Source organism: Agromyces flavus, assembly GCF_900104685.1.
GTDB lineage: Bacteria > Actinomycetota > Actinomycetes > Actinomycetales > Microbacteriaceae > Agromyces > Agromyces flavus.
Genome location: NZ_LT629755.1, coordinates 409546 through 421657 on the forward strand (window position 1 = coordinate 409546; position 12112 = coordinate 421657).

Annotated in this window: 13 protein-coding genes; 4 read left to right on the forward strand and 9 right to left on the reverse strand. The window is 71.6% G+C overall.

What is annotated here, in order from left to right:
• Positions 1-27: 27 nt before the first annotated feature.
• Positions 28-681: an NADPH-dependent F420 reductase gene (locus BLT99_RS02060; RefSeq protein ID WP_197675520.1), complete on the reverse strand. Its 654-nt coding sequence runs from the start codon at positions 679-681 to the stop codon at positions 28-30.
• Between the two features lie 187 nt (positions 682-868).
• Between BLT99_RS02060 and BLT99_RS02065 the strand changes: the two genes are divergently transcribed.
• Positions 869-1966 (forward strand): LLM class flavin-dependent oxidoreductase, encoded by a 1098-nt coding sequence (locus tag BLT99_RS02065; protein WP_092668866.1) that lies wholly within the window; start codon positions 869-871, stop codon positions 1964-1966.
• Positions 1967-1993: 27 nt separating this feature from the next.
• On the opposite strand, the gene BLT99_RS02070 is transcribed toward BLT99_RS02065, so the two are convergent.
• The 8 genes from BLT99_RS02070 to BLT99_RS02105 form a co-directional block, all read right to left on the reverse strand.
• Positions 1994-3199, reverse strand: coding sequence for a cation:proton antiporter (locus BLT99_RS02070; RefSeq protein ID WP_092668868.1), 1206 nt, complete (start codon positions 3197-3199; stop codon positions 1994-1996).
• Between the two features lie 13 nt (positions 3200-3212).
• A complete protein-coding gene (locus tag BLT99_RS02075) occupies positions 3213-3707 on the reverse strand; it encodes a cation:proton antiporter regulatory subunit (RefSeq protein ID WP_092668870.1) in 495 nt (164 codons plus the stop codon).
• A 46-nt stretch (positions 3708-3753) separates the two neighbouring features.
• Positions 3754-4629 carry an alanyl-tRNA editing protein gene (locus tag BLT99_RS02080; protein WP_092668872.1) on the reverse strand — a complete coding sequence of 292 codons (876 nt, stop codon included), beginning with the start codon at positions 4627-4629 and terminating at the stop codon, positions 3754-3756.
• On the reverse strand, positions 4629-4808 hold the full coding sequence (locus tag BLT99_RS02085; RefSeq protein WP_092668874.1) for a hypothetical protein: 180 nt from the start codon (positions 4806-4808) through the stop codon (positions 4629-4631). The genes BLT99_RS02080 and BLT99_RS02085 overlap by 1 nt, the downstream gene beginning before the upstream one ends.
• 64 nt (positions 4809-4872) lie before the next feature.
• A complete protein-coding gene (locus BLT99_RS02090) occupies positions 4873-6036 on the reverse strand; it encodes an acyl-CoA dehydrogenase family protein (RefSeq protein ID WP_092668876.1) in 1164 nt (387 codons plus the stop codon).
• Between the two features lie 9 nt (positions 6037-6045).
• Positions 6046-6966 carry a DUF4349 domain-containing protein gene (locus tag BLT99_RS02095; protein WP_092668878.1) on the reverse strand — a complete coding sequence of 307 codons (921 nt, stop codon included), beginning with the start codon at positions 6964-6966 and terminating at the stop codon, positions 6046-6048.
• A gap of 89 nt (positions 6967-7055) precedes the next feature.
• Positions 7056-7886 (reverse strand): aldo/keto reductase, encoded by an 831-nt coding sequence (locus BLT99_RS02100; protein ID WP_092668880.1) that lies wholly within the window; start codon positions 7884-7886, stop codon positions 7056-7058.
• A 34-nt stretch (positions 7887-7920) separates the two neighbouring features.
• On the reverse strand, positions 7921-9129 hold the full coding sequence (locus tag BLT99_RS02105) for an MFS transporter (RefSeq protein ID WP_092668882.1): 1209 nt from the start codon (positions 9127-9129) through the stop codon (positions 7921-7923).
• A 180-nt stretch (positions 9130-9309) separates the two neighbouring features.
• Between BLT99_RS02105 and BLT99_RS02110 the strand changes: the two genes are divergently transcribed.
• Genes BLT99_RS02110 through BLT99_RS02120 form a run of 3 tightly spaced genes read left to right on the forward strand, consistent with a single transcriptional unit; the run spans position 9310 to position 12034 of the window.
• Positions 9310-10209, forward strand: coding sequence for an ABC transporter substrate-binding protein (locus BLT99_RS02110; protein ID WP_092668884.1), 900 nt, complete (start codon positions 9310-9312; stop codon positions 10207-10209).
• 2 nt (positions 10210-10211) lie between these two features.
• On the forward strand, positions 10212-11225 hold the full coding sequence (locus tag BLT99_RS02115; protein ID WP_092668886.1) for an amino acid ABC transporter permease: 1014 nt from the start codon (positions 10212-10214) through the stop codon (positions 11223-11225).
• Positions 11222-12034: an amino acid ABC transporter ATP-binding protein gene (locus BLT99_RS02120; RefSeq protein ID WP_269456992.1), complete on the forward strand. Its 813-nt coding sequence runs from the start codon at positions 11222-11224 to the stop codon at positions 12032-12034. The genes BLT99_RS02115 and BLT99_RS02120 overlap by 4 nt, the downstream gene beginning before the upstream one ends.
• Positions 12035-12112 lie beyond the last annotated feature (78 nt).

Sequence of the window (12112 nt, forward strand, 5' to 3'; positions counted from 1 at the left end):
ACCCGAGCCGGCGCACGTGCGAGCCGATCAGGCGGCGAGCACGCGCTCCGCGTCGAGGAGCGCCGCGAGTTCGGACGCCGAATGCTCGCGGCCGAACGCAGGGTGGCCCGGCTCGAGCGCGCGTCCGTTCGCGAGTCCGCCCCCGTCGACCGGATCGAAGCCGAGGTCGTCGATGAGGCGCGCCACGACCTCGCGAGCGCCCTCGTCGTCGCCGACGACCGCGAGCGCGCGCCGCAGGGGCGAGCCCGCCGGCATGGCGTCGTCCTCCATGTCGTGGTAGCCGAGGTGATTGAGCGACTTCACCACCCGGGCGCGCGGATTCAGCGCCGCGTGGATCTCGCTGGTCGAGCGCTCGTCGGCGTCGATCTCGGCGATGTGCCCGTCGACCGGCGGCCAGTAGTTGGTGGCGTCGACGACGACCTTGCCGTCGAAGGCCTCCCACGGCACGGTGGCGGCCTTGCCGAACGGAACCGCGACGATGATGACGTCGGATCGCTCGACCAGCTCGGCCGGCGTCGCGACCCGGGCCCCCGGTGCCACGACCGAGACGAGCAGGTCGAGCGCGGTCTGGCGCGGCGAACCCGTGAGCGCGACCTCGTAGCCGCCGTCGACCAGCAGCCGGGCCAGCGCAGTGCCCACCTTGCCGGCTCCGAAGATGCCGATCACCGGTCGGTCCGCCACGTGTCCCTCCTCGTCTGCGGGCAGCCGGAAGGCGCAACCCGCCGCAGCGCCTCGCGACGCCGTCACCCGTGGCAACGCCCCACCGCATGCGGGCATTCCCGGAGGGACCGGCCCGGAATAGTCTCGGGGTGGACGGGGTTCCGTCCGATGCCGGCAGGCGCATCGACCACGGACGGGGAGCAGGCGGATGACGCGACACCACGAATTCGGGCTGGACACGTTCGGCGACGTCACGGTCGGGCCCGACGGCGACCTGCTCTCCCAGGCGCAGGTGCTGCGCAACGTCGTGGCCGAGGCCGAGCTCGCGGATCGTCTCGGCCTGGACTTCTTCGGCGTCGGCGAGCATCACCGTCACGAATTCGCGATCTCGGCGCCCGAGGTCGTGCTCGCCGCGATCGCGGGCCGCACCGAGCGCATCCACCTCGGATCGGCCGTCACCGTCCTGAGCTCGGACGATCCCATCCGCGTGTACCAGCGCTTCGCCTCCCTCGACGCGCTCTCGAACGGTCGCGCCGAGGTGATCCTCGGCCGCGGATCGTTCATCGAGTCGTTCCCGTTGTTCGGCTACGAGCTCAGCCAGTACCAGGACCTGTTCGAGGAGAAGCTCAACCTCTTCGCGGCACTCCTGCCGCAGGAGCCGGTCACCTGGGAGGGCAAGCTGCGACCGCCGCTGACCGACCAGCTCGTCTACCCGCGGATCGAGCAGCGCACGCTGAAGACGTGGGTCGGCGTGGGCGGCAGTCCCGAATCGGTCGTCCGCGCCGCGAACTACGGGCTGCCGCTCGTGCTCGCGATCATCGGGGGGAGCCCGGTTCGCTTCGCGCCGCTCGCCGAGCTGTATCGCAAGGCGCTCACGCAGTTCGGCCACGACCCGCAGCCCATCGCCGTGCACTCGCCCGGCATCATCGCCGACTCCGACCAGGAGGCGCTCGACATCCTCTGGCCGCACTACGAGACGATCATGAATCGCATCGGTCGCGAGCGCGGTTGGGGCGCGGTGACCCGCGAGCACTTCGAGGGCGAGTCGAGCCCGCACGGGGCCCTGTACGCCGGATCGCCCGAGACCGTCGCGCAGAAGATCGCCGCGGCGCTCCGCACGCTCGGCGCCGACCGGTTCGACCTGAAGTACTCCAACGGCACGCTGCCGCACGAGGTCATGATGCGCAGCATCGAGCTGTACGCGACGAAGGTCGTGCCGCGCGTGCGCGAGCTTCTCGCCGAAACCGACGGCGCGGACGGCGCTGCGGCGGCCGACGAGCCGGCCGACACCCCGACGAAGGCCTGATCCCGACGCGCGCGGTCGGGCGCGGACTCAGGGCGCGGCGCTGGCCGTGCCGGCCTGACCGGACGCCGCGCGGCGCCGGCGCACCGCGGCGCGGAACCACGCGGCATCCGGCAGCCTCGACAGGAACGTGCCGGCCAGGATCGTGACGAGCACGTACCCCGTGGCGAGGGGCGCGAGCGCCGGCTCGACGCCCGCGCCGACCGCGAGTCCTGCGATGACGATCGAGAACTCGCCGCGCGGCGCGAGCACGAGCCCGGCGCGCCATTGGCCGAGCGTGCCGACGCCCGCCTGGCGTGCCGCGTAGGAGCCCGACACGAGCTTGGTCAGGATCGTGATCGCCGCGAGCAGCGTCGCCGGCAGCAGCATCGTGAGCAAGGCCGCCGAATCGGTCGTGAGCCCGAAGAAGACGAAGAACGTGGCCGCGAACAGGTCGCGCAGCGGCGTGAGCACCGCGCTCGCGTTCGCGGCGACGCGACCCGAGAGGGCGATGCCCACGAGGAACGCCCCGACGGCCGCCGAGACGCTGACCTCCTGCGCGATGCCGGCGACGAGCATGACGAGTCCGAGGACGCCGAGGAGGAGCGGCTCGGCGTGCTCGGCCGGGAACAGCCGCGAGATCACGTGGCCGTGCCGGAGCGCCACGAACAGGATGAGGGCCACCACGCCCACCGCGACGGCGACGGCGATCGCGCCCTGCACGAGGCTCACGCCGACGACGATCGCCGAGAGCACGGGCAGGTAGAAGGCCATCGCGAGGTCTTCGATCACGAGCACCGCGAGCACCGACGGCGTCTCGCGGTTGGACAGGCGCCCGAGGTCGCGCAGGAGCTTGGCGATCACGCCCGAGGAGGACACCCACGTCACGCCCGCGAGGGCGACCGCGGCGACCGGACCCCAGCCGAGCAGGAGCGCGAGCGCGGCACCCGGCAGCGCGTTGAGGACGGCATCGACGATGCCGGCCCGCCGCGAGGTCAGGAGGCTCGAGAAGAGCTCGGGCGCGGTGTACTCGAGTCCGAGCAGCGCGAGCAGCAGGATGATGCCGATCTCGGACGCGGTCGCGAGGAACTCCTCGCTCGCCTGCAACGGCAGGAGGCCGCCCTCGCCGAACGCGAGGCCGAGTACGAGGTAGAACGGGATGGGGGAGATGCCGAGGCGGAGGGCGAGTCGACCGAGCAGGCTCATCGCGAGGAGCAGCGCGCCGACCTCGACGAGGAGCAGCGTGGTCTCGTGCATCGCGGGCCCCGGATCAGTCGGGGCCGTGTGCGAGCAGGTTGGCCACTCCGTCGAGGCCGTGCCGGGTTCCGACGGCCACGATCACGTCGCCGGCGCGCAGTACGTCGGCGGGCGTGGGCGACGGGATCACCTGGCCGTCGCGCACGATCGCGACGATCGACGCGTGCGTGCGCGTGCGGGCCTTGGTGTCGCCGAGCGGCCGGTTGAGGTAGGGCGAATCCGTCGGCAGCGCGAGCTGCTCGGTGAAGAGCCCCGCGGTCTCGTCGGAGAGGCTGGTGAGCCGGGACATCATCACCGAGGCGCCGAGCACGTCGGCGAGCGCTGCGGCCTCGTCGTCGCTGAGCGGGATGGAATCGCGGCAGGCGTCGGGGTCGTCGTCGTCGAAGACGCCGAGATCGCGCTCGCCGTCTCGGTGCGACACGACGCTGATGCGCCGCCCGCCCTCGGTCACGAGGTCGTGGCGGAAGCCGATCCCGGGCAGATCGACCTTCTCGATGCGAATACCCACGCCCGACATGCTAACCCCGCCGGGCGACGTCGGTGCTGAGCGGCGCTCAGTCGCGGGCGGGGGCCGCGGTCGTCGTCATCTCGAGCACGGGCGTCCCGCCGTCGTCGACGAGCTCGAAGGCGACGCGCACGGTGCCGAGCTCGCCGAGCGAGCCCGCATGGGTCCCTCCGCAGGGGATCCGAGCCGACCCCTCGGGCAGCTCGCAGACCCAGGTGCGCCGGTCGGTGAGGTGCTCGCCCACGCGCTCCACCCGGACGACCGCGTCGGCGGCGACCCACTCGGCGAGGGTGGCGTCGACGGACGCCGCGAGCGCGTCGAGCCCGTCGGCGAGCCCGCTCGGGTCGAAGCCGGCCCGGCGCAGCGACTTGTTGAGCCGGTAGCGGTCGACCGACCCCTCGGGGTGGATGCGCGAGGACGCGATCGCGATTCCGTCGAAGTCGGGCGAGCCGAGCGCGTCCTCGCGTGCGGCTTTGCTCCAGCGGCCGGCGAGCGCGCGATTCAGGGCGAGGGATGCCGCGTGGCAGGCCGTGTGGCCGATCGAGAGCGAGCGGCGCGTCGCGGCATCGGCCTCGACCTCGACCTCGTCGCCCTCGGCGATCGCCGCGTCGGCGTCGATCAGGTGCGCCACGAGGAAGGCCCAGCCGTCGGTGCCCGTGCGCACGGGGAGGTCGCCGATATGCAGTTCGGTCCCGTCGGTCGCGGCCACGACCGCATCGCGGACGGCGAACTCGCGGTCGCCCCTGCGCAGCACGCCGCGGTCGGCGGGCTGGTCGGGCCACGCGTGGTCGACGGGGTGGATGCTCGTGCGCTCGGTGATGACCGCGAGCCGCTCACCGTGCGGGGCGACGTGGACGACGCTCGCGGTGGCCCGCAGGTCGCCGGTCGGGAACGTGACGACGGTATCGATGCCCGGCAGGGCCATCAGATGCCGGACTCGCGGCGCCCGAGCACGTTGATCGGGATCGCGAGGGCGGCCGAAGCGCACAGGATGCCGCCGAAGAAGACGATCGCCTCGAAGCCGGCCACCACGTCGGCGACGCTCATCAGCCAGAGGCCGAAGACGAAGAGGGCCATGGCGATGAGGAAGGGGAACAGGCTCACGACGGACTCCTTTGCACGGGCGGCACGCGCCGCGGCGCCAGTCTATCGAGGGGCCGTGCCGCCGTCAGTCCGTCACCGGTCCGAGCCATGCGTTCGCGATGGTCGTGAGCGCGGCGTCCTCGCTCGAGGGATGGAACACGCCCGCGAGGACGTCGCGCTGGAGCCGCCCCAGCTCGTCGCCCGCGAAGTACGTGCCTCCGCCGGAGACCTGCACGGCGCGCTCGACGACCTCGCGCGCGGTCTGGACGGTGCGCACCTTCACGCCCGAGAGCTTCGCGAACCAGAACGGACCATGGTCGACGCCGTCGCGGACGTCGCGTGCCAGGGACAGGAGCTGGGGCGGGACGGCGTCGAGCGCGAGCGCGGCCGACGCGATCCGGCGCCGCGCGTCGGGATCCTCCGAGCGCGGCTTGCCCGTCTTCTTCGAGACACGTGCCCTCGCCGACTCGATCGCGAGGTCGAGCGCCCGCGCAGCCAGCCCCGCGTAGACCGAGCTGAGGAAGAGCTCGAAGCACGCGAAGATCGCGAACACGAACGGGTCGGGGTTCGGGCCCGGGTCGAGCCGGCGCACGACGCGGTCGGGTGCGGCGACCGCGCCGTCGAGCACGGTCGTGCGGCTCTGCGTCGCGCGCATCCCGATCGTGTCCCAGTCGTCGAGCACTCGGACGTCGGGGTCCTCGCGGTCGATGAACCCGTACACGAGCTTGGGCGCGTCGTCGGACCGCGTGTCGAGCCCGTGGACCCCGAGTCGCGTCCATGCGGGCGAGAGCGACGTGAAGATCTTGCGGCCCGTGTAGCGCACGCTCCCATCGCGCTGGGGATCGGCGACCGTGCCGGAGCCGAAGAGCATGAGGTCGTTGCCGGCCTCGCTGATGCCGAATGCGAACACCTCGCCGTCGGCCGCCTCGCGCAGCACGAAGTCGAGCGAGTCGTCGCCCCGGTCGTGCAGCACCCGAGCGACACCGGTCCAGACGAGGTGCATGTTCACGCCGAGCGCGGTCGCGGGCGCCGCGCCGGCCAGGCGCATCTGCGCGCGCACGACCTCGTCGAGGTTCCATCCGAGCCCACCGAAGTCGACGGGCACGAGGGCGCGGAGGTAGCCGCGCTCGCCGAGGTCGGCGAGGTCCTCGGTGAAGAACGCGTTGCGCCGGTCGTACTCGGCGGCCCGGGCGCGCAGGCGCTCGAGCAGGTCGTCGTCGAGCAGGGAGTCCGGGGTGGGCGCGCTCACGTCGACAGCCTACGCCGGGCGATCGCCGTCGGTCCGGGCCGCCTCCTGGCCGCCGTCGGGATGGTGGCGGCGGCGGGTCGCGAGGATCACGACGGCGGCGATGATCGCCGCGACGACGAGGAGCACGGCGAGCCAGGGCAGGAGCACGCCCGCGACCACGAGCAGCCCGGAGGCGAAGGCGACGAGCGCCTCCCACCCCGTCACGAGTCCGCTCCAGAAGTCGTCGGGTCCGGCGTCGGGGGCGATGCCCTCCGACAGCAGCTCGACCGTGAGCGTCGAGTAGTCGACCTGGTCTGCGAGGTAGTCGCGCTGCGCGACGAGGCTGTCGAGCTCGGCCTGCCGCGACGAGAGCTCGGATTCGATCGCGATGAGGTCGGCCGTGGTGTCGGCATCGGCGAGCAATGCGAGCAGTCGGTCGACGGAGGCCTCGAGCGCTTCGATGCGGGCGTCCAGGTCCTGTCGCTGCTGCGTCACGTCGGACGCCTCGAGCTGCACCGAATCCACCTCGCCGAGTTCGCGGAGGTCCGCGAGCACGCGCTCGAACTCGTCCGCGGGGATCCGCACCACGAGTGTGGCGCGCGCCTGCTGGCTGTCGGTTCCGGGCGTCTCGCTGCGGCTCTCGATACGACCGTCCGCGGCGTCGACGAGGTCGGTCACCTGCGCCGCGGCATCCGTCGGGTCGTCGACCGTCATCGCCAGCCGGCCCGTCGTGATGACGCTGCGATCGTCGTCGACCGGCTGCTCGGGCGCGAACTCCTCGCCGCTCGCGTCGCCGCCGTCGGCCGGTTCCTCGACCCCGACATCGGGCTGAGGTGCCACGCCGGAGTCGCCGCCGCTCTCGGAGCTGCCCTGGCCCATGCTGCAGCCGGAGAGGAGGAGTGCGGCGATCGCGGCGATGGCCGCGGCATGATGAGCGCGTCGGCGGGTCATGCCGTCAAGGTACTGCCGGGGCGCGAGTCCATGTCTGGAGGCCCGCTGGGAGTCGGGTCACGATCGGGTTGCGGTCGGCTGGGAGCGCGTCAGTCGTGGTCGGGGTCGCGCCCGGTGCGGACGCCGCTCTCGAGCGTCGCGATCACCGCGACATCCGCGTCGTCGAGGTCGAACGAGAACACGTCGAGGTTCTCGGCGATGCGTTCGGGGCTCGATGCCTTGGGGATCACGATCGTGCCCTGCCGCACATGCCACGCCAGAACGATCTGGGCGACCGATCGCCCGTGCTTCGCGGCGATCGGCTCGAGCACCGGATCGCCGAGCAGGCGCCCGCGGGCGAGCGGCGACCACGCCTCGGTGCGGATGCCGAGGCGCTCGTGCTCGGCGCGCAGCTCGTGCTGCGGCAACCACGGGTGCAGCTCGACCTGGTTGACCACAGGCGCGACACCGGTCGCGTCGATGATGCGCTCGAGGTGGTGCGCGTGGAAGTTCGAGACGCCGATCGAGCTCACCCGCCCCTCCTCGCGGAGGCGCACGAGCGCGCGCCACGTGTCGACGTAGCGGTCGCGCGACGGCACGGGCCAGTGGATGAGGTAGAGATCGAGCCGGTCGAGGCCGAAGGCCCGCATCGCCGCGTCGAACGCGCGGAGCGTCCGGTCGTACCCGTGGTCGTCGTTCCAGACCTTGCTCGTGACGAAGACCTCATCGCGCGGCAGCCCGCACTCGCGCACCGCCGCACCGGCCTCGGCCTCGTTGCCGTACAGCGCCGCGGTGTCCAGGTGGCGGTACCCGAGCTCGATCGCGGTGCGCGCGAGCCGGGTGGCGTCGGTGCGGGGCACCTTGTACATGCCGTATCCCACCTGCGGGATGGCGCGGCCGTCGGCGAGCGGGATCATGGGAGCCAGTGGGGGATGTGCCATCCGTACGCCTCTCTCGAAGGGGAGTCGGTCGGGGTCAGCTGGGAGTGACCGGGACCGGCTCGGTGTCGGGGATGGGGCTCGCGTCGCGCCCGCGGAGGTCGGGATGCCAGCGCCGCGCGAGCGCCGGCACGACGACGCCGAGGAATGCGAGCACCGAGGCGGCCCAGAACGCGCCGACCGCCTCGTACCCGTCGATGAGGAAGCCGGCCGCCGCCGAGCCGAGTGCCGCGCCGATGAGCTGCCCCGTGCCGACCCAGCCGTACGCCTCGGCCGTGTCCGAGAACTTGACGCTCACCGAGACGATCGAGAAGAGCACGGCGAGTGCCGGTGCGATGCCGATGCCGGCGATGAAGAGCGTGACGGCGAGCCACCAGAACTCCATCGCGAACGCCGCGAGCGAGACGCCCACGAACACGATGAGCATGCGACGTGCGGTTGACCAGGGGCTGATCGGGACGTGCCCGAGCGTGAGTCCGCCCGCGAGGCTTCCGATCGAGAAGATCGCGAGCACGATGCCGGCTTCGGCGCCGTCGTGCCCGAACGCCGCGACGACCCCGGCCTCGACCGCGGCGCACGCGCCGATGAGGAGGAAGCCGACGACCGTCGCGAGGAGCACCGCGGGTCGTGCGAGCACCGTGCCGAACCTCCGCTTGGACCGCGGGATGCGGACGCGCCCGAGCTCGGGCGACGCGATGAACCAGGTCGTGCCGCCGATCATCATCACGGCGGCGAGCAGGATGCCCCAGACCGTGCCGATCTGCGTCGAGACGAACGTCGTGACCACCGGTCCGACGACCCAGATGATCTCCTGCGCGGAGGCATCGAGGGAGAACAGCGGCGTGAGCTGGCGCGAGTTGACCATCTTGGGGTAGATGGTCCGCACCGCGGGCTGCACGGGCGGGGTCGCGAGCCCGCACAGCAGGCCGACCGCCATGTAGAGCGGCACGGTGAGCGGCAGCACGCCGATCGCGATGACCGAGCTCGCGCACACGACGAGCGTCGCGGTGAGTACGGGGCGCATGCCGAGCCGGCCCATGAGGCGGCTGGTGAGCGGGCCGGCGATCGCCTGCCCGATCGAGGTCGCGGCGAGCACGAGTCCGGCCGCGCCGTACGAACCGGTCTGCTGTTCGACGTGCAGCAGGAACGCCAGCGAGAGCATGCCCGACGGGAACCGTGCCGTGAGCTGGGCGGCGATGATGCGAGCGACGCCCGAGGTCTTGAGCAGTTCGGTGTAGCTTCCCACGGTGGCTCGATCCTATCGGCGGGGTTCCGGCGGCCCAGGGCGCCCGGGTGGCGAAGAGCGGACGGTCGCTCGACACGGCGGCGAGCGCCATCCGTCTCCGGCTGTATTAGGGTCTCCCGTGTCGACGACGACCGGCTGGGCCGTCGTGCCGACCATTCACCCGAACCCAGAGGACATGAAATGCGCACTCGACTCGTCGCCGTTCCCGCCGCGTTCGCGGCCGCGGCCCTGCTGCTGACCGGCTGCGTCGACAACTCGTCGACCGGCGGCACCGGCTCCACTTCTGCACCCGAGGCCTCCATCGCCGCCGACGACGCGGCCGTCGCGCTCCTGCCCGACGACGTCGCCGAGTCCGGCACGCTCATCGTCGGCATCGACCCGACGTACCCGCCGAACGAGTTCAAGGACGCCGACGGCAACCCCACCGGCTGGGGCGCCGAGCTCGCCGAGGCCGTCGCCGCCAAGCTCGGCCTCGAGGCCGAGTTCCAGGTCGCGAAGTTCGACAACATCATCCCGAGCATCAAGGGCGGCAAGGCCGACATCGGCGTCTCGTCGTTCACCGACACGGTCGAGCGCGAGGAGCAGGTCGACTTCGTCAACTACTACGAGGCCGGCATCATGTGGGCCTCGGCCAAGGGCAACGAGGTCGACCCCGACAACGCGTGCGGCCTCAAGGTCGCCGTCCAGGCCACGACCTACGAGGACACCGACGAGGTCCCCGCCAAGTCCGACGCGTGCGTCGCCGCCGGCAAGGACCCGATCGAGAAGGTGCCGTTCGACACGCAGGACGCCGCGACCAACGCCGTGGCGCTCGGCCAGGCCGACGCGCTCAGCGCCGACTCGCCCGTGACCCTGTACGCGATCCAGCAGACCGGCGACAAGCTGCAGGCCGCCGGCGAGTCGTTCGACGTCGCGCCCTACGGCATCGCCGTCGGCAAGGACCGCGGCCTGACCGAGGCGATCCAGGCGGCGATGCAGTCGCTCGTCGACGACGGCACCTACGGCGACATCCTCGAGGAGTGGGGCGTCGCCGACGGCGGCATCGACGAGATCACGATCAACGCGGCCGGGCAGGGCTGATCATGTCCGCAACCGGATCGGGCCGGCCGGCGAGCGGGGACACCCGCGCGCCGGCCGGCGCCGCCGCCGGGCGCGCGCCGATCAAGGCGGTCAAGCTGCGGCACCCCTGGCGGAACGTCTTCGCCGTGGTGCTCGTGCTGCTCTTCGCGCTGTTCGTCATCGACGCCGCGCAGCGCCCCGCGTACGACTGGCCCGTCGTCGGCCAATACCTCTTCGACCGTCGCGTCTCGGCAGCGGCCCTCGTCACCCTCGAACTGACCGTGCTGTCGATGATCATCGCGATCATCCTCGGCGTCGTGCTCGCGGTGATGCGGCTCTCGCCGAACCCGGTCGTGAAGTCGGTGGCGTGGTTCTACCTCTGGATCTTCCGCGGGACCCCGGTGTACGTGCAGCTCGTGTTCTGGGGCCTCATCGCGATCATCTACCAGACGATCGACATCGGCCTCCCGTTCACCGAGCCGTGGGCGTCCTTCGAGACCAAGGAGGTGCTCGGCCCGTTCTGGCTCGCGGTCATCGGGCTCGCGCTCAACGAGGCCGCGTACATGGCCGAGATCGTGCGCGCCGGCCTCCTGTCGGTCGACAAGGGCCAGGACGAGGCCGCGACGGCGCTCGGCATGGGCTGGTTCCAGACCATGCGCCGCGTCATCCTGCCGCAGGCGATGCGGGTGATCATCCCGCCGACCGGCAACGAGGTCATCTCGATGCTGAAGACCACGTCGCTCGTGACGGCGGTGCCGTTCACGCTCGAGCTCTACACGCGTACGCGCGACATCTCGGCCGAGACGTTCAACCCGATCCCGCTGCTCATCGTGGCGTCGATCTGGTACCTCTTCTTCACGTCCGTGCTCATGGTCGGCCAGTACTTCCTCGAGAAGCGGTTCGCGCGCGGCATCGGCGCGCGCCCGAACACGGTCGCGGGCACGGTGCCGACCGGCGTGGTGCCCGCGGTCGCGGGCGACGAGTCGTCGCCGGAGCTGCCGCCCATCGCAGACAAGCACGGAGGTGACGCGCGATGAGCGACGTCCACGAGAGCGGCACGTCCGCGGCCACCGGAAGCACCGGCACGACGCCCATGGTGCTCGCCGAGGGCGTCTCGAAGAGCTACGGCTCGCACGAGGTGCTCAAGGACATCACGCTCGAGGTCAAGCGAGGCGAGGTGCTCTGCCTCGTCGGGCCGAGCGGGTCGGGCAAGTCGACGTTCCTCCGCTGCATCAACCACCTCGAGAACGTCTCGGCCGGACGGCTGTCGGTCGACGGCCACCTGGTCGGCTATCGCGAGGCGGGCGGCAAGCTCTACGAGCTCAACCCGAAGGAGGCCGCGAAGCAGCGACGCGACATCGGCATGGTCTTCCAGCGGTTCAACCTGTTCCCGCACATGACGGCGATCGAGAACGTCATGGAGGCACCGGTCACCGTCAAGGGCGTGCCCAAGGCGAAGGCGAAGGCGCGCGCGCTCGAACTGCTCGCCCGCGTCGGCCTCGCCGAGCGCGCCGACTACTATCCGGCGCACCTGTCGGGCGGGCAGCAGCAGCGCGTCGCGATCGCGCGAGCGCTCGCGATGGACCCGAAGCTCATGCTGTTCGACGAGCCGACGTCCGCGCTCGACCCCGAGCTGGTCGGCGAGGTGCTCGACGTCATGAAGGGCCTCGCGAAGAGCGGCATGACCATGATCGTCGTGACGCACGAGATGGGCTTCGCCCGCGAGGTGGCCGACACGCTCGTGTTCATGGACGAGGGCATCGTGATGGAGTCGGGCGATCCGCGCGAGGTGCTCGCGAACCCGCGGCACGAGCGCACGCAGGCGTTCCTATCGAAGGTGCTGTGACCGAGGCGGATGGCGCGGCCGCGGTCGCGTCATCCGCTGCTCCGGCCCGCGCGAATCAGGCTGTGCATATATAACGCG